Source organism: Paenibacillus sp. FSL H8-0282, assembly GCF_037963825.1.
Lineage (GTDB): Bacteria > Bacillota > Bacilli > Paenibacillales > Paenibacillaceae > Paenibacillus_AQ > Paenibacillus_AQ odorifer.
In genome coordinates, this window is record NZ_CP150146.1 from 4,066,179 (window position 1) to 4,084,196 (window position 18,018).

General features: G+C 42.8%; 15 protein-coding genes. All 15 read right to left on the bottom strand.

What is annotated here, in order from left to right; translation table 11 throughout:
- Positions 1-14: 14 nt before the first annotated feature.
- Complete coding sequence (locus NST94_RS17460; protein WP_076129849.1) at positions 15-989, bottom strand: ABC transporter permease subunit; 975 nt, start codon at positions 987-989, stop codon at positions 15-17.
- 195 nt (positions 990-1,184) lie between these two features.
- Positions 1,185-3,416, bottom strand: coding sequence for an AraC family transcriptional regulator (locus tag NST94_RS17465; protein WP_076301584.1), 2,232 nt, complete (start codon positions 3,414-3,416; stop codon positions 1,185-1,187).
- 224 nt (positions 3,417-3,640) lie between these two features.
- Positions 3,641-4,258: a glycerol-3-phosphate acyltransferase gene (locus NST94_RS17470; protein ID WP_076301585.1), complete on the bottom strand. Its 618-nt coding sequence runs from the start codon at positions 4,256-4,258 to the stop codon at positions 3,641-3,643.
- Complete coding sequence (locus NST94_RS17475) at positions 4,258-5,349, bottom strand: glycosyltransferase family 2 protein (protein WP_339281125.1); 1,092 nt, start codon at positions 5,347-5,349, stop codon at positions 4,258-4,260. The genes NST94_RS17470 and NST94_RS17475 overlap by 1 nt, the downstream gene beginning before the upstream one ends.
- A 65-nt stretch (positions 5,350-5,414) precedes the next feature.
- The gene (locus NST94_RS17480) at positions 5,415-6,617 is read right to left on the bottom strand and encodes an MFS transporter (protein ID WP_076129845.1); all 1,203 of its coding nucleotides are present in this window, start codon (positions 6,615-6,617) and stop codon (positions 5,415-5,417) included.
- Between the two features lie 10 nt (positions 6,618-6,627).
- The gene (locus tag NST94_RS17485; protein WP_312149790.1) at positions 6,628-7,665 is read right to left on the bottom strand and encodes an ROK family protein; all 1,038 of its coding nucleotides are present in this window, start codon (positions 7,663-7,665) and stop codon (positions 6,628-6,630) included.
- A gap of 186 nt (positions 7,666-7,851) precedes the next feature.
- The gene (locus NST94_RS17490) at positions 7,852-8,367 is read right to left on the bottom strand and encodes a GNAT family N-acetyltransferase (RefSeq protein ID WP_076307236.1); all 516 of its coding nucleotides are present in this window, start codon (positions 8,365-8,367) and stop codon (positions 7,852-7,854) included.
- A 2-nt stretch (positions 8,368-8,369) separates the two neighbouring features.
- On the bottom strand, positions 8,370-9,572 hold the full coding sequence (locus NST94_RS17495) for a Gfo/Idh/MocA family oxidoreductase (RefSeq protein WP_339281126.1): 1,203 nt from the start codon (positions 9,570-9,572) through the stop codon (positions 8,370-8,372).
- Positions 9,569-10,429 carry a metallophosphoesterase gene (locus tag NST94_RS17500; protein ID WP_339281127.1) on the bottom strand — a complete coding sequence of 287 codons (861 nt, stop codon included), beginning with the start codon at positions 10,427-10,429 and terminating at the stop codon, positions 9,569-9,571. Before NST94_RS17500 ends, NST94_RS17495 begins: the two co-directional genes overlap by 4 nt.
- Before the next feature lie 12 nt (positions 10,430-10,441).
- Positions 10,442-11,350, bottom strand: a complete 909-nt coding sequence (locus tag NST94_RS17505; protein ID WP_339281128.1) for a carbohydrate ABC transporter permease — start codon at positions 11,348-11,350, stop codon at positions 10,442-10,444.
- 12 nt (positions 11,351-11,362) lie between these two features.
- Positions 11,363-12,253: a sugar ABC transporter permease gene (locus tag NST94_RS17510; protein WP_076217816.1), complete on the bottom strand. Its 891-nt coding sequence runs from the start codon at positions 12,251-12,253 to the stop codon at positions 11,363-11,365.
- A gap of 104 nt (positions 12,254-12,357) precedes the next feature.
- A complete protein-coding gene (locus NST94_RS17515) occupies positions 12,358-13,734 on the bottom strand; it encodes an ABC transporter substrate-binding protein (RefSeq protein ID WP_076301591.1) in 1,377 nt (458 codons plus the stop codon).
- Positions 13,735-13,767: 33 nt separating this feature from the next.
- Positions 13,768-14,655, bottom strand: coding sequence for a hypothetical protein (locus NST94_RS17520; protein WP_076301592.1), 888 nt, complete (start codon positions 14,653-14,655; stop codon positions 13,768-13,770).
- A 138-nt stretch (positions 14,656-14,793) separates the two neighbouring features.
- Positions 14,794-15,648: an AraC family transcriptional regulator gene (locus tag NST94_RS17525; protein ID WP_076301593.1), complete on the bottom strand. Its 855-nt coding sequence runs from the start codon at positions 15,646-15,648 to the stop codon at positions 14,794-14,796.
- Positions 15,649-15,832: 184 nt separating this feature from the next.
- A complete protein-coding gene (locus NST94_RS17530) occupies positions 15,833-17,944 on the bottom strand; it encodes a glycoside hydrolase family 52 protein (protein WP_339281129.1) in 2,112 nt (703 codons plus the stop codon).
- Between the last annotated feature and the right edge of the window lie 74 nt (positions 17,945-18,018).

Below are 18,018 nucleotides of genomic sequence, written 5' to 3' on the forward strand. Positions count from 1 at the left end.
CTTACATTCATTCATTAATAAAGACCTTCCTGCCCCATTTTTTTCGTTATGAAGTTAGCAAATAACACCAGGATAAGACCCACCACATTTTTAAATAATCCAACAGCCGTCGTTAGACTGAACTGAAAGTTTTGCAGACCTATCCGGTACACATAAGTATCTAACGTATCCGCCACCCCATATACAGCTGGTGAATAAAGTGTTAAGACTTGATCGAAGCCAGCATCCAGCACACTCCCTACCCGAAGAATAAGCAGAATAGCAATCACCGGCAGGATCGAAGGAATGGTGATAAATAACGTTTGTTTCCAGCGATTGGCTCCGTCCAGAACTGCAGCTTCGTACATTTGGGAATCGATGCTTGCTAATGCAGCTAAGTATATAATCGTTCCCCAGCCGATTTCCTTCCATATTCCTGACATAACGAGCGTAAAGCGGAAATATTTCTCGCTGCCTAAAAAGTAAATGGGATCAAAGCCGAGCCACTGAATAATATAATTGACCACACCGGAATTCGGAGATAACAATGTGATCAATATCCCCCCTATAACGATCCAGGATAAGAAATGGGGTAAATAGGATATCGTCTGTGCAACCTTCTTGAAGAAGGAAAACCTAAGTTCGTTAAATAACAGAGCCAATATGATCGGTGCAGGAAAACCAAAAATAATATGGTAAAAACTGATAATAAGCGTGTTCTTAATGATTTTCCAAAAGTCGGGTGAAGCTGTGAACAAATATTCGAAATGCTTTAAGCCGACCCAAGGACTTCCCCAAATTCCATCACGAATAAAATAATCTTTAAAGGCCAGTTGAATGCCATACATCGGGCCATAAGCAAATACGGTATACCAGATGATCACGGGAGCTAGTAATAAGAATAAATATTTGTTTTTTTTGTATTGGCGCCAAGTATGTGTCCACCTCGAGACTTTCGGCTTAAGATTCTCTCCCTGTTTTTGAATGCCAGCAGTGCTTGCCGGGTTCATAGTTGTTTTCTCCTTCCGAATACGATTTTGCGTTAAGACTGTGTCTGAACACCCCTTACGTTAGGGCATTATAAGCGCTTTTTCTATTGTAAATTCATTAAAATCAGTAAATTATCTTCGTATTGGGGCTATAATTTTCCGAACAAAAGAAAAGACAATCGCGAGACGATTGCCTTTTCCACATGGATTGGAGAATTATGCACTTGAATGGTTCGAATGGTTTGCATTGCCTGCGTTCCTATACTGGACCGGTGTAACTCCGTAACGTGTTTTGAATTTGTTGTGAAAATATTGCGGGTTACGATAACCCACCTGAGCAGAAATCTCAGCCACGGACAGCTGCTTTTTTTCTCTTAATAAATCAGCCGCCTTCTCCAACCGCACTCGGGTTACATATTCAGTGAACGATTCATTCATAACGGTTCCGAACAAGGTAGAAATATACGATGGCGCCAACGAAGCAACCTCAGATAATTTATTTAGCGATAAATCCTCTTGAATATTATCATCGATAAAGATTTTTAATTTATGAATGATCTCTGTATGTGCGTGGTTTCCTGACTCTTGAATATAAGCTGTAATTTGTGCCGATAAATCACGAATGGAATCAAGGGTTTCGGCCAACGTCTCCTTTTTGAACTCATCGAACAGACTGGAAGGCGAAACGATTTGTTGCAGATCAAGCTCAATAATGGTCTGATACAGGACCGTAACCAACTGAAGCAGGCCTAACTCAACCGTCTCCAATTGGACATCACCTTTCTCCATGACCCTTTGGAAATCGTCCATAAACCTGTTCATCGTAACGTCATTGCCCGCCTTTAAGGCATTTTTATAAAGATCAAAAGAGAATAAGTGTGGCGTAACATCGTTAAGCGGGATATGTGAATACCGCGCAATAGCTTCCGAACCATAGATAAACCGATATCGATAGGCATGTAAGGCATTTTGATACGAAAAGGGGATTTCTTCAGGTGCCTGAACCTTCGATCCAAGCGCTGCTCCAAAGTGTAGTTGCTCAGGCAACACATTTTTTATAAGCTCCAGTTCCTTCAATAATAAAAGCTCCAGCTCTTCGTGATCCTTATTCAACTCACTGAAATAGATAAGCGCCGCTTCCTGGGTATTTAAGCTGACGAATTTATAAAAGCTATAGGCAGCATGCTGTTCATAAAAAGCCCTGAATTCCTCGCAATCTCCCTTAGTTATACGAATATAGCTAGTCATGTAATGACATTGCAAAGGTAAATAATCGTAGTAATCCGAGCCAACGCCTGCACCTAATACCAGATTTTTTAGTTCATTCACTTTAGCTTTAGATTCTAAGGTTTCGATTTTTTGACCTAGCTTTGAGATTGTACTACCAATAATAGCGAATTCATTTTGCGAATAGTTTACGTTGCCTGGATGATAAAAGCTGCGAACATTGTTAACAAGCTTCTTCATCGGAACATATACACGTTTGGAAATCAAATAAGCGAATAGAAGCCCAATTAACAATACCAGGATACAGCTGACAAATATTTGGCTCTTCAGCTGCTTTGATGAGGATACAAATGAATTCATAGGCCGTATTAATACGTATTTCCATTGATTATTCGAGGTTTGGTCATTTTTAAAAGACAACACATATTTGTCGCGTTTATTATAATGAATTTCCTTATTATTCCCTGCTGACTCCATCCATTGCTTAGCAGTCTTAAGCCCCTCTTCGACGTTCGAGCCCGTATGGATAATAGGGCTGCCCTTTTCATCAAAAGCATATAGCTTTTCCATCGGCGAGCTCATCGTGCTGGAAATCATTTTATTGATGTATTCTAAGCTAACGTCAATGTACATGGTGCCGGTTGATGTTTTTGATAAAGCACCATAGGGAAGGGCGATTGCGTAAGTCAACACCTCTTCTTCATCCGATAACGTTCTATATGTCCAGCGGTTTAAGGCTGGTGTCACTGAAGTTTTCAAGAAGAAAGCATCTGGAGAATTGTCCAGCTTCGAATAAAATTGGCTGTTATCGATGATATAATTTCCTTTCTCGAAGTATGTGGATATTTTGTAAACGCCTTCATTAGTAAGCTTGAAAATTTCTAGATCCTTGCGAAAAGCTAATATTCTGCTCGTATTGCCTTCCCATTCACTATCCAGTAAATAATTCAGCATAGATTGATTCTCTAACGACAAGGTAGACACTGCACGGTTGCGGATACTGTTTTCGTATTTTTGCAGCAGCGTATTCTCCACAAAATCACTTGAAGTCATCAGTCGTTGCTTACTGTCTCTGGCAATCTCATCCACCATTAAGCGATTAGCCTGAACATACAGATAACTGCCCACAAGTCCGATTAAAAAAACGGCTAATAATGTGAATGAAAAAATCAGATGGGTAAACCATGTGCCTCCATTTCTTACTCTGCCGCCGATCTTCATCACAAGCCCCCCTTTAGTTCATAACCCTATCTCTGTAACTTTCTAAATTGAAAGCATTTATAATTAAAGATACTAAAATGCACCAACTTTAGCCATTATAAAATCTTCTGTTTAAAGATAACGCATCTTATAAAACCGAAAAAAAACAGGCTTCCCCGAAATTAATCGCTGGAAACCTGTTTATTAACCTATACAAAACATCTATCGCGACAAAGAAAGTAACTTCAATGCCCCCGCTCCCTTTTTGAATATTCCTTCACCCATGCAATCCATTCTAACCTGTGCGTATACACAAGGATCACAAAGCTCCCAAGCCATACCCACAGGATAGGAGCAGACCACTTACTGATGCACAAATAGACAAAAAGGAGCAGCATTCCGCTAACCACTTGCACACCATCCGAGACAGGTGAATTCCCTCTGCTTTTGTACCCGCTGCCGAGCACTTTCAACACTGCCAGGATAACTGCTAATGTTAAAGAGGCCTTGAATCCTGTCAACGCGCTCCATACCCCAAAGGTTACGGCAATCGCCTTCCCTCCTTTTCCTTTAAGAAATGGAGAGAAGGCATGACCGGCAATAGGAGCTAAGGCTAGCGGAATAATGAAATAACCCTGACTATAATGACTTTCCATTACCCATAAAAGAGGCAAATATCCTTTTAAAAAATCCAACAATACCCCAAAAATTCCGAATTTATAGCCAGATGACTTCCATAGATTCAAAGCCCCCGGATTACCGTCGCCAATGTCTTTCAAGTTCTTTTTACGCGCAAGACCAAGCCAATAGGAAAACATAAGAGATCCCGACAAAAATAAACCCGCGACCCACAATATGATCATTAGTCCCTAGGGCCTCCCACCTGGATATGCCTTCCTTTCCAGCTTACATGCCTCAGAAAAACAACCTGATAAATCGAATACAGCATGATCAAGATAAAGAAAACAGTTGCCACCACGTGAAATACAGGAATAACGATGCCAAATACACCTACATATTTTATAAAATAAAAGAGCTGGAACATATAAAGGAGATAACCGATCAATAAAGGCATAAACCATGTAGTATTCGCAAAAATAAACACAGTTTCTGAGATGATGAGTCCGATCACCCAAAGTGCGATTGGAATAATTGTCCGCGGACTTATCGTTGAGGTGCTTAAGACAGCCCCTTTACTGAAGCCTTCAATCTCACTTTTTATCCCCTTCGGATACATACGAAAAGATACTAAGCCATAACCGATAAAATTTCTAATGGGAACACCTGCAGCGATAAACTTCTCTCCTAAAGACAAATCATCCAGCACTTCAGATCTAATGCTTTGATGGCCATTAACTTTTTCATAATCCCGCCTTAAAGCTAGAATACACGAACCGTATAATCCTTTTTTAGCGTTATTCTTTTCAAAAACAGAGGTGAATGTGAAGATCCCCAGCATATTCATGATTAAGGCAAGTTTCTCAAACAGCTTTTCTGTATGATGAAAAGGAACTACCGAAATGACACCTTTCGATAGCTCCCTTGCTTTTAATAATGAGGCCAGAGCGTTAGGCTTTAACCGGATATCTGCATCCAGAAAAGCAAAAATATCGCCCGAGGCTTGTAAATACCCATTCCAGATTGCCCAGCTCTTGCCCGTCCATCCCTCAGGGAGACTGCTGTTGGCAATAACCTTAACTCCATAGCTTTCGGCAATTCCCTTGGTCCGATCCTCCGAGAAATCATCCACAACAATAATTTCATAGGGGGTAATGGTTTGGAGCTGGAGTGAGTCGAGCAGAAAACGCAAATTGTATTCTTCATTTCTTGCGGGGATAATGATGGACAATTTCTCCGGTCCTTGAAAGTGTTCGTGATCGGCGGCCAATATATTCTTTCTAAACAATATAAAACCGGAGAGACATCCAACACCTATAATAATTAACAACCACATTTACAGCTCCCCCCTCCTATAGCTATATATATGAAGGGTTAGTCCGTAATATATTCAATTCAAATTTAACCGACATTTACTTTTGCTGAGTATTGATTAAGCTTTTCTGTACACAAGAGCATAACGATGGCGAAAAAAACGATCATTGCAGGAAAAATACCCAGCGTGAATTTCGAAGCTAATAAGCCGATAAAAGGCGGCATCAGCGTGGTGCCGGTATAAGCTGTTGCCATCTGAAAGCCCATAATCGACTGAGCATGTTTCTTCCCGAATCGTACAGGGGTTTCATGTAGCATACACGGAAAAATGGGGGCTAACCCTAAACCTATAATCATAAATCCTACAAGTGAAACTATAGTTGGAAGCGGCAATACTAACAGTACCGTACCGATTAAAGCAATGAGCTGGCCATATCGAATTAGCTGTTTATTACTCATTTTAAAAGTAATGAAACCCGTCACCATTCTACCAAAGGTAATCCCTAGATAAAAAAATGATACCCATGTCGCTGCAGTTGATGCAGGAATGTCTTTAATGTTTACAAGAAAGCTGCTCCCCCATAAGCCCATACTCGTTTCGATGGCAGAATAAAATAAAAAGGTTAACATTGCTAGCTTTACCCCTCTTAATTTCCATGGTTTTGTGTTCTCTGCGGCATGCTCTAGCTCCGGATGGTTGAACTCAGGATCACTTTCAGCATTCGGGTGGTTATTGCTCCCAGCCACTCTATCCCATAAGGGCAGTGTAACGAATAGAATAATGACTAAGCTCAATTGTATGTAAGCAACCGTAAGATAGCCTTGCCGCCATAGACCTTCTCCAGAGATAAAAGAGCCCATAATAATAGGACCCAGCGTGGCGCCCACTCCCCAGAAACAGTGTAACCAACTCATATGATGGGCTTTATAATGCGTAGCCACATAACTATTTAATCCGGCATCTACAGATCCCGCACCTAAACCAAGTGGAATTGCAGCAATAATTAACCAGACTAACGAAGGTGACCCTGCAAAACCAAGCAACGCTACAGCAGTCATGATACAGCTAATAAGAGTTACTTTCCCTGTACCAAAACGTTTAAGGATAACACCACTCATTAAACTGGACACAATTGTCCCTACTGCAATAACCATCGAAAGAATTCCAGCAGTACCTAATGAAGCATTTAAGTCCATTCTCATCACTGGCCAAGCGGAGCCAAGCAATGAATCCGGCAAGCCTAAACTAATAAATGCTAAATAAATAATAATAAGAAAAAAAGTTGCCATAGTTATCTCCTTAATTGTTCTCATCTATTTGTTGTGAAACTAATAAGCCTAATCCAAGACTTTGTAATCCATTCAGATAATCACGTTTCAAGTTACTTACCGCTAACGCTGGAAGATGCTCCTTCGGAACGTATGTTGCACTCCGTTCATAGATTTGATTAAGCATGGCTGGAGCTAATTCATCCTCACAAAAAATAATATAATGCGGATTCAAAATAGAAGTCATAGTAGCCACTAATCGACTAATCGCATCCACACTATGATTCGACTGCATATTTGATCCACCAGGATCTCCAGTTAATGCCTCTATGAAATTTTTATGATCATACTGTGGCAAAAATTGAACTTCTCCTGAAAAGAACGTCTTTCCTCGCACGATTTCACCATTGACCGCGATCCCAGCCCCCGGACCATTTTTCCCTAAATACAGATACATTAGAGATATATTCTCTTTCAAATTTTGTTGCGTCATATAGCCGATTACAGCGGCATTCATATCATTTTCCACGATTGTCGGAATAGATAGTTGATCTTCTATGTGTCTTTTCAAATCTAAATTCTGATATTTCTCATAACCCGGAATCAGAAAAATCTGCCCATGATTCACCGCACCTGGAACTCCAATAGCCACAGATTGGATTTTAGGATTGGCCTTTATTTCATCTTCAATAAGCATGACCAGTTTACTAACATCTTCCTCAAGAATACTGGGCAAACTCCGTTCTTTGATTACCTCGCCAATGCAATTATAGATGGTATAATTGGTTTCATTTTTTTCCAAAAAAACAGCCATCCCTAACCGATAATTCGGATTATAGGTGTATCTTATTGCCCTTCTTCCCCCACTTGACTCATCCAGACCGCTGACCGTTATTTCCCCTGCCTCTTCCATCTGCATTAGAAATTTACTTATCGTTGGGAAACTGTATTGCAATTTATGGCTTAACTCTGCCTTCGTTGCTTTTCCTAGTTCTAATAATGCTGTTCGAATATTTCGGATAATTTCAGATTTCATTTGCTGTGAAGGAAGTCGTTTCTCACTCGCCATGGCTCTCCCACTCTCTCACCTATAGTCATACTGACTTATTAAACGCATTTAATAAGTCAGTATGACTATAGCAGCAATTAAACCTAACGACAAGTTAATTCTTGAATCAAGTTTCTTCCGTAGGTGCCAGAATGAAATAAGGAGGCGTATAGCCCCCCTAGTCCCTAGCATTAATCATTATCAAAATCAAAGCCTTTGCAGGATTCGCTCCCACCTTCCAGGATGACTATCGTCTAAGTACACCGGCTGAAATCCTAATTTCAAATAAATACGGATGGCGGGCAGTCTGAAATCATCGGTCTCTAAAGAGGCTGCCGCTCCACCTGATTCTCTTATTTTGTGCAAAATAGCAAGACTTACAGCATAACCGAGTCCTTTGCCAGAATATTCCGGAAGCACTCCAACCATATGCAAGTACCAGCTCTTAGGGTCTCCACTGTCTAATTCCCAGGCCGTAGCTGTCGCTACAGGCTGATTCCCGCGGCAAATGAACAACAAGCGATCCGAATACAAGGGTACATGATCACTGATTTTATCTACGAATTTAACTTCTCTCGTAAAAGAATGACGGATAAGATCCTCCCAATTTCGCTCGTCCTCCGGCTGGAAGGACGTAAGTCGATACCCAGCGGGGCAATGAAAAGCAGGCAAGTCGGACAGCATTTCTTTTTTCATTACAAGTTTGGAAAGCGCCTGTTCCACCGTCAAATTCTCACCTTCGATCTAAAATCAGGAAAAGCTATAACTTTCCCACCCATCTCTACAGATTCCATAGATAATGTAAACACAGAGCTCCAAGTAACGGCATCATATACGTCCACCGAAGGGGTGCGATCCTCCTGAATCGCGGAAATGAATTCCTCAAGCACCATAAAATCACCTCCGCCATGTTTCGTCCCAGCAGCGTATTCGCCCCATTTTTTCCATGTTGGATGATCATAAAGTGGCTGATAGCTGCTTAACGGCTCCCACAATTCCTCTCCATCCTCTATATTTTTGGGCGAAAGATTCCTGAACCAGATCAAATCTTCCTCTTGCTGATGGCGGCCCGTAATATACGCCCCTTCAGTTCCTTGCAGCAAATAATGAGTTTTATTATGAGGTCGTACAGAGCTCCAATCTACACGCAGCTCAATCAGTACACCCTTTTCCGTTTGGATGACCGCAACCGCACTGTCGCCTTGCCGCCAGAAACCTTCACGCGCTGCCGGATGATCTTTTCCATAATGCTCTCCAAAATAATATTGTAAGGATCTTGATTTAGAAACAAAAGTCGAGATGCTTTTTAATCGATCTCCATCAGGCTTATTGAGATTAATCCATTGGGCAACTGGACCTATAGAATGCGTCGGATAATTGATCCCGTTATACTGCTGATGTAATTGCCCCCGCCAAGTCAGAGATCCATCCGGATGATGAGTCAAGTGACGCAAATCATGGATATATCCGCCTTCCAGATAAGTAATTTCACCGAACATCCCTTGATCCGCCATATGTTTAATCGTCAGATTGGAGCGCGAGAAGCAGTAATTTTCAGACATCATATATTTAAGTCCAGTTTGTTCAACAGTTTCGATAAGCTCCCAAGCTTCCTCTAAAGATTGGATCGAAATCACTTCGCTTAGGACATGCTTACCCGCTTTTAAAGCATCCATAGATTGTCTGGCATGCAAATGCATGGGGCTTAAGATAAACACTGCATCTATCGCCGAATCTTTTAACATTTCATGATAATCCCGATAGGTTCGGATGTCCGGAAATTTCTCTTTCCATTGATTAAGAACCCACTCATTCAAGTCACAAGTGGCGGTCAGATGTATCCGATCCGATAGAGAGTATAGTGCATTCATAAAACTGGTTCCGCGATTCCCGCCTACGATGGCTAATCTTACTGGCTGGCGATTCATTGCTGGTCCACCTGCTTTCTGTCCCTTTGAAGTCGATTGATGATTAGTTCCTGATCTCCCGCCTCCCCTTCAGCCTGCGGATATTTTTCATAATCAAAAATGCTGAGGGTAAATAATGAAGACCATTTACTTAATTGCTCGCTCGCCAGACTCACCATCTCTAACCGGATCTCATCTTCAAGCACAGTGAGAATTCGAGCAGCAGGAATATCCAGAATGGAGGCCGTTTGAATGAAATGCCAGTTTTCTTGTCTAACGATAGAATGCACATGATTATGCCCGTTGAAATAAAAACCCACACCTTGCCATTGCTTCAATATCGGCCAAATATCCAAGCTGGGATCCAGTGACATCATTGGCTCAGTTGATCTAGCCGTCGTATTATACAAGGGATGATGGCCAAAAACGAATAGTGGCTTATCTGTAGTCCGCTTCATTTGTGCTTCGAGCCAGGCTAACTGTTCATCATCAAGCGTTCCGCTCCAATCGTCACGATTTTCCCGTGCGGTATCCAGCAATATAATGATCGCATGGGTCTCTTCAATCACACTGTATCGCTGCTGCCGGGTGACGGAAAGGATTTCTTGCTTAGGATAAGTGTACGTATCATGATTGCCAAGAACATGTAGAAAACGCCTGGAATGCTTGGTGTCCTTAATCTTACCCATGATATAATTAAATTCGCTAAATTCTCCTGCATGCACCATATCTCCCACAGAAATATGATAATCGGCTGGGATGGACAAAAATAGATTCATAAATTGCTCGTAAAAAGCATCTCGTGCCTCTTTAATCAAAACCTTGTTGTTTAACAATTCGTCCGGATAATGTAAGTCTCCGATAATCGCCAGCCTCATAAATGCCTCCTCCTAACCTTTAATGCCAGAGCTCATAAAACTACCTATCACTTGCCGTTGGAACAATAAAAATCCAATCATTAAGGGTGCCGAGACAATCAGCGTAGCCGCGCAGACATCAGACCACTGTGCGCCTGATTCCGTGGCTTTTGCGAACATCGCCAATCCTACAGTTAACAAGCGATTTTCCTCTGAATTGGTTACAATTAACGGCCACAAGAAATCATTCCAATGAAAGCTGACCGACACGATGGCAAAGGACACATAAATCGGGCGTGACAGTGGAACATAGATTCTGGAAAGAATACGCAGCCGTGAGGCGCCTTCCACCCGGGCAGCTTCATCGAGCTCATAGGGTAATTGCTTAAAGGATTGTCTTAAGAGAAACACTCCAAAGGAGGAGGCAAAGTAAGGCAGCATAATCCCCAGCTTGGTATCCAGCAGACCCATTTCGTTCAACACTTGATAGTTGGAAAAGATAAGAACATCCGGCGGCACCATAATTTGCACCAAAAATAACAGGAACAGCAGCTCTTTTCCAAAGAAACGTACCCGTGCGAACGCATAAGCAGCCATTGTCATCGTAACGAGTTGCACAGCTAGCACAACACCGCACACCAGCAATGTATTCATTAAAAATCGTCCAAAAGGCGCTCCATTCCAGACATGAATCAAATTCTCGAACATAAAGCCCCAAGACCAGCCCGAATCGATAGCGACGTCTTTAGGTAAAAAAGCCGTTCTGACCACCCATAGGAAGGGAATGATCCAGACCGCGGCAAAAGTAAATCCAACCACATGCCATAGTATCTGCTGGATTCGGCGCTTCGTTCTTTCTGAGTTCAACATACGCTCCTCTTCTAAAGCTTTACGTGTATTCTGCCTTAATACTAAGGGCAGCTTTAATGGATTATCCTCCATGGAATCCACCTCCTATTCATAATGGATTTTCCGATCCCAGCCAAAAAACTGCAAAGAGGAAATCAGGAGCAGCAACACGATCATGACCACCGTCATCGATGCGGCCATTCCTTGATCGTAGAAATTAAAAGTGGACTCGTAGATATAATAAAGCAGCAGGTTGCTTGCATTGTTCGGGCCGCCTTTTGTCATAATCCAGAGATGGTCAACCAGCTTAAAGGAATTCGTTATCGCCACAACAGCCACGAACAGCGTAGTTGGCATCGTAAGCGGAATTGTAATTCTACGGATGGAGGTGAACGTACCAACTCCGCTAACTGCAGCTGCTTCATATAAATCCTTAGGAATCTGCTGCATTCCTGCTAAATAAAAAATCATAAAATATCCGGCTTCTTTCCAAATCATCATGATGACTAATGCGCCCATCACTGTATCAGGGGTTCCCAGCAAATTCATAGGCTGATCCGCGATCCAAGAAGCCAATCTGGCGAAAAGACCAAAATGAGGGGTATACAGAAACAACCAAATGTTCGCCACCGCGATCATTGGGATCATATTCGGATAGAAAAAAGAAAGACGTGCCAGTCCCCGCCCTTTTATCGCCTTGTCGGCAAACAGTGCCATCAAGAAAGCCAAAACTATTGAGGTTGGTACTGTGCCAAGAGCGAACCATATATTGTTACTGAACACCTTCAAAAAAACAGGGTCATGCAATAGATTAGCGTAATTCTCAAATCCTACGAACAAAGGCTCAGGAGTTGCTAAGTTTTTCTCATAAAAGCTGAGCCAAAGCGATTTAAACATAGGGTAATAAGTAAACAAGCAAAGAAAAAGCAGCGAAGGCAACACAAGTCCCCAGCCGAATCCGTTTCGTCTAAGCCTCTCACTCCATCCGGCATTCATACCATTCAATCCTTCCCTGTTAAAGGTTTCTACGATTATTGAATAATGGAATGACGCCAGAACATGCTACCAAGGCTGTCCTGGCGTACCCCATACCTTAATAATTACTTATTGAAGGGAGCTAGTGCCTGATCTGCTTCTGCTTGCGCTTTTTTGAGCGCACCTGCGGCATCAATCTCTCCTGCCAATGCCGCTTGAATCTGATTCGTTATTGCCGTCGATACTTTACCATGATTATGAGTGGATAATTCCCGGAACGCATATTCCAACTGGTCTCTTGCAACCAATGCTTGCGGGAAATCCGCCGTATATTTCTTCATTGCATCTGTATCATATGCGGATTTTCTTACGCCAACATAACCGGATGAGCTGCTGAAGAGGGCCGCCTGTTCCGAAGCCGTCATGTATTTGGCGAATTCCCAAGCAGCAGCTTGTTTTTCAGGAGAGCTGTCCTTGAAAATATACAGATTACCGCCACCAGTGGGTGATCCAAATTGTTTTTGTGCAGGTGGGAACGCTACACCGAATTCGAATTTTGCATTATTTTTTACATTGGTCAAGTTGCCGCTTGTATGCATCATCATGGCTGTTTTACCTTGAATGAAATCCGTTGGAACCGTAGCCCAATCAATAACACCTTCCGGCATCGCCTTATATTTATGGGACAAATCCAACCAGAATTGCAATGCCTCCACATTCTCCGGTGTATCAAACATCGCTTTTTTGCCATCGGAAGACATTATGTTTTGCTTCGGATCGGAAGCATTTTGCCGAGCAAGCATTTGAAACATCCAATACGAATCATCATTGCCCGGAATTTCCAGCCCAACGTGACCGTCTTTGTTCAGCTTCTTAGCATAGGTTACAAGCTCATCCCATGTAGTGGGTGGTTTCTCTGGATCAAGTCCTGCGGCTTTGAACATTTCTTTGTTGTAATACATAACAATCGTGCTTCGCTGAAAGGGCAGGCTGTACGTTTTACCTTCAGACTGAGTATCCTCCACAAAGGCGGGATAAAAGTCTTCCATTTGAATGTCCTTGTCCTTCGCAATATAATCATCCAGCGGAACAATCGCATTCATATCGAGCATGCTGTATAGCTCTGTTGACATCATGACCGCGACATCCGGTGGCTGCTTAGCTTGTACACCCGCTTGGATTTTTACGGTATTATCACCGTAATTGCCTGTGTACACGGGATTAACTTTAATCTCTGGGTGCTGTTCCATGAATGCATTAGCCATCCCATCGATTACTTTAGTAAGAGGACCACCCACGTTAACCGGATAATAAAAGGTAATCTCCACCGGCTTAGCGGCTGGAGTCTCTGTGGATTCAGGAGTTGCTGCGATTGCTGTAGGCTGAGCGTTATTAGCATTCGCTTTGGCTTCAACTGTACTGTTATTGGCTTGACCGCAGCCCGCTACTGCCAGCATGGAAATGGATAATAGCGTTAGAATGGTTTTGGATTGCTTTAGCATTTCTGTTAACCCCTTTTTTCGCTTGGATTTGAATTAGAATGCATAATGGCGAAAGTTCACACTAATACGATTTGAGCCTACATCAAGAATATGAAGCTGGGCACCATCGGCGGTCGGCAATACAGCAATTCCTTGAGCTTCAGTACCAGTAGGCAGATTGCGATCAAAGGCCACAGATACGTTTCCAGTCTCCGGATCAATCTGGTAAACCGTTTGGGTCGCGTTATCCGTAGAGGCATATAGAACCCCGTTGTACACTTCGGCACCTTGAATTCGATCAATGCTTTGGGAAAGTGGAACGGTTGTGATTACATGCATATCGTCGAGGCTAAGTACATTCAAGACGCTCGCATTACTCCACTGAGCTGTATAAACCTGACCGCGAGCGGCATCCACCGCTACCCATGGTACACCGCCAATATGCAAATTCAGCGGCAAAGCATAGGATGTGCCTGTATATTTCAAAGTGTTCACATCATAAAGGGCGATGTAAGGATGCTGATAGTTTTTACCGTCTTCAATAGGAGCGTATATTTTACCGTTATAGTAGGAAATATCACCGATATGGTCTCCACCTTGAGAGGCAATCTCCAGTGGAATAGCCAATTCATTCCTTGCTTTTACGGATTTTCCATCAAGTCCAGTCCGTAAGAGCCCATACGAGGAATTAAAGATCCATGAATTCCCGTCTGTAGCCACCCCTTGTCCTCTTTCAAGAGCATCTAGTAACCAAAAGGTTTGCTTGGATACTTCATGCCATCCAGCAGTGATCATTGAATCTGAAGTTGACTCTGCGCTGGACTCTACCACGGTGTTTACTAGGTTATCCGGTCCGACAGGTGTGGCAGATGCTACTAAAGATAAAGAACTGGTCGTAAGTACCCCCGCGCAAATCAGACTGAATAATCTTTTTAATCTCATGTTTTCTCTCCTCCTAATAAGGTTGTAGTTCGGCATTTGTACGCCTTACTTCAACCTTATTATAGGAGCTGGCTGCAGCTCTCTAATTGAACAAAACACTTCATTCCTTGAATAAAACTCTCATTTACAAGAATAAAATTAATAAACCATATGATTAGGCTTGGAGGCGCTTTGATTCGCATACAGCTTTGGGGTTAGGCCGGTTTCTCGTTTGAACAATCTAGTAAAATGTCCTTGATCGGCGAAACCCACCTGAGACGCAATTTCCTTCAACCCAATTTTCCCGGAACGAATAAGAAATTTAGAACGTTCGATTCGCAGCCGGATTAAATAGTTATGGGGGGTATATCCTGTCTGTTGTTTAAAAATCCGAATAAAATGTGATTGGCTCATATTAGCCATGGTTGCGAGATCAGTCAGTTGAATCTCATCTTCCAACCGCTCACGCATAAATTGAATGACCTGAAATATCTCTTGGTTGGCGGGCGTTTTACTGTTTGAGTGCAGGGGGATCACAGAAGAATAGTGTTGTAACAAATGAATAATTAACATATTCGATAAAGAGTCACTGTATATTTTCCCTTTGGCACCGCCATTCTGCAATTCCTCCAGCATCCAAAGCCCTAATTGCAGCAGCTTGGAATCCTTGACATGAAATTTGCGGTCCAATTGGATATGTCCTTCCTTCAGATAACCTGATTCACGAGCAATCTCTTCAATGACCGCTGGTGTAATTTCAATTTTCAAAAAATAGAGCGAGGTTCTGCCCCAAGGACAAAGAAGGCTCTCATTACAAGGGATAATATGAATGGTGTAATAGTTTTCGTAGTAGGTTGTGCAGTGAATCCCAATTAAATATTTTGACTCCGAGGATGGGGTGAAAGCTTGCTGCGGGCTATACCATTGTGAAACCTGAAGCTTATCCCAACCATAAGTATCGCTTGCAAGAACAGGCTGGGTAGTGGTAAAGGACGATTCTTCCATTTCTCTCATATTTCATCCCCCTTTTCCCCTCAATATAACAAGCCTATATACGCTCCGCGTCAATGAGCTGTAAAAGCTATATTAATTTCCTCTCAGCTTCGATAGGTGTATACTTCGAAACAGCAAAAAAGAGGGGTAGCCCCCTCTTAGTATTTTTGCATATTCCGTTTCTACTTATTGAAACTATCTACTCTTATTTCTCATCCAACCACAAAATCGCTGTAACGCCACGCGGATAATATTTACTGCCCGTGATCTCACCGGAAATAATCTGATCGCTCCAGCTCCAGATGGAAAGCTCCGGATGGGTGAGCCAAGCTACGTGAGCACGATCCGCTGCCGCTCCCCGTTCCTCCCATTCCAGTCCCAGAATGCTGCGGGCGATGAATTGGGAGAGATAGATTTTACTGAGCCAGCTATTATTGCTGGTTGAAGAGATTTTCCAGCCTCCGTCTTCGAATAAGCATACTCCCGGCTGTAACACCGCATGCAGATGCTTGTCGAGTGCGCCAATATAGGCGGCGAACCGTCCATTACGATCAAGAGCTTCTTTGCAGCCTGTAAAGTAAGGGAAGACAAGGCCTTCGATAGCCGGAATGATCTTGGAGTCATTGCCTTCTCCAATGACAGCCGGAATATACCCGTCTGCTGTAACACTTGCCACCATTGTTGCGGCGCATTTTTCAGCCTGATCCCCTGCTGTTTTGGACTGTTCCGCACGCCCATGCTCTGCAAATATTTTCTCCATAGCCAAGTAAGCAGCCCAGCATTTTCCTGCCAGATAAATATTGTTACGAGCCTGACCTAAAGACACATCCAGACTGTCATACGTAGTAATTTCGGCTCCGCCCATCGTACGTGAGCTATCAAGCCCCATGACACCATTTCTTTGTTCAGGATCTGGATGATCGCGATTTACCATGCTATCCAGGCATTTCTCCATAATACTCAGATTACGTTCCATCCAGCCGCGGTCGCCTGTATGCTCTACATAAGTTGCTGCACTCAGCACCCAGTTAACCAATTGTTCATGTGTCATATGTGAGAAACAACCATCAATGCCATAGACCTCATAAGCAGAATATCCCGGACGTGAAACTACGTTGGCTACACCCATATCATGTGTGAAGCTAATTCCACCTGGATACTCTGTATCATTACCCGGGAAACGCACCGTATCTTCGTAGCTGAATCTTTCCACGAACATATCTAGTTCATTACGTACAGTCCAAGGATTCAAACGCAGCTCATAAAATAACTGATCGACGGTAAGATCAAAGGTATTCATCATCCGGTATTCGCCTTCGTTGACGATCCAAAATGGCTTATTCTTGTAGTCCAGCAATTGCGTGGAGCCATAATAACTACGAATCGCATGCGCTAACATAAAGGTTTGATCTGCGGATAGGTCATCATGAGTAAATCTATCGTTAGCTTGCTCCGCTTCTTGCTTAAGGATATCAAATCTAGCTAATGCATATTCAGCCACTGCCTCTATATTGTTGAAATAATGATTGTAGTAATAAGAAGCATCAATTCCTGAGGTGACATAACCTGAACGGTGAAAACAAATAGCAAAGCGGTAAGTTTCTTTTACTCCGGCTGGAACATCCATGATCAAAGCGCCGACTCGTCCCAGTCCAAAGGTCCAATTCTCCTGCAGCTCCTCCGTTAGGATATCCTCCATGGTGAAATGGAGTGCGGACTTTGCAGTTCCTTTTTCCGCAGCAATCGCAATAAATCTTCCTTGGCCAACGCCTGTAATCTCCGATGATACATCATCCAGTCTTCTCATTCCGCTATACACATCTGTTCCCTGAAAACCAAAGAATGCACGGCGCGAGGTGGCGGATGAGGTATTGTCCACTTCGAGTTCAACCAGCACTGCAGGCAGCAGCACATCCTTCATTTCTTCTATAGAAGCAGTTTCTGGATCCGGTACAGAACGAACGGGGGACAGAATCCGGAAGTTCAAATCACCCGCACTCCAGCTGTCTGTGGCTATATGAAAATCTCTAGAAATCTCACGCTCTTGAAAAGGGAACAGAATATTCTCCTTGTCAGGATTAGGATCCGGATTCTCAATATCATAACGTTTACTTTCGTCCTCTCCCCCGATTTCATGAAATGGCAGTGTATCATATCCCTTTCCGTCAGCACGTTCTAATCCTATGAATATATTTTGTCTAGGTGGTTTTCCAATCTCCAGATCAAAACCTCCACTAGCTCCTTTGAATCCTAAAGTGAAACTCGCAAATGCACCAATCGGTGAATGATGGGCATTAAAAAATTGATTATGCGCCATAAATAATAACACTCCTTCCAGCATGGTCCCGGATACCTCCGGGCTATATCTCCATGTTATCGATCTTTCCGGAA

Coding starts and splice junctions, on each gene's coding strand:
- NST94_RS17460 (WP_076129849.1), bottom strand. CDS start 989: ATGAACCCGGCAAGCACTGCTGGCATTCAAAAACAGGGAGAGAATCTT.
- NST94_RS17465 (WP_076301584.1), bottom strand. CDS start 3,416: ATGAAGATCGGCGGCAGAGTAAGAAATGGAGGCACATGGTTTACCCAT.
- NST94_RS17470 (WP_076301585.1), bottom strand. CDS start 4,258: ATGATCATATTGTGGGTCGCGGGTTTATTTTTGTCGGGATCTCTTATG.
- NST94_RS17475 (WP_339281125.1), bottom strand. CDS start 5,349: ATGTGGTTGTTAATTATTATAGGTGTTGGATGTCTCTCCGGTTTTATA.
- NST94_RS17480 (WP_076129845.1), bottom strand. CDS start 6,617: ATGGCAACTTTTTTTCTTATTATTATTTATTTAGCATTTATTAGTTTA.
- NST94_RS17485 (WP_312149790.1), bottom strand. CDS start 7,665: ATGGCGAGTGAGAAACGACTTCCTTCACAGCAAATGAAATCTGAAATT.
- NST94_RS17495 (WP_339281126.1), bottom strand. CDS start 9,572: ATGAATCGCCAGCCAGTAAGATTAGCCATCGTAGGCGGGAATCGCGGA.
- NST94_RS17500 (WP_339281127.1), bottom strand. CDS start 10,429: ATGAGGCTGGCGATTATCGGAGACTTACATTATCCGGACGAATTGTTA.
- NST94_RS17505 (WP_339281128.1), bottom strand. CDS start 11,350: ATGGAGGATAATCCATTAAAGCTGCCCTTAGTATTAAGGCAGAATACA.
- NST94_RS17510 (WP_076217816.1), bottom strand. CDS start 12,253: ATGAATGCCGGATGGAGTGAGAGGCTTAGACGAAACGGATTCGGCTGG.
- NST94_RS17515 (WP_076301591.1), bottom strand. CDS start 13,734: ATGCTAAAGCAATCCAAAACCATTCTAACGCTATTATCCATTTCCATG.
- NST94_RS17520 (WP_076301592.1), bottom strand. CDS start 14,655: ATGAGATTAAAAAGATTATTCAGTCTGATTTGCGCGGGGGTACTTACG.
- NST94_RS17525 (WP_076301593.1), bottom strand. CDS start 15,648: ATGAGAGAAATGGAAGAATCGTCCTTTACCACTACCCAGCCTGTTCTT.
- NST94_RS17530 (WP_339281129.1), bottom strand. CDS start 17,944: ATGGCGCATAATCAATTTTTTAATGCCCATCATTCACCGATTGGTGCA.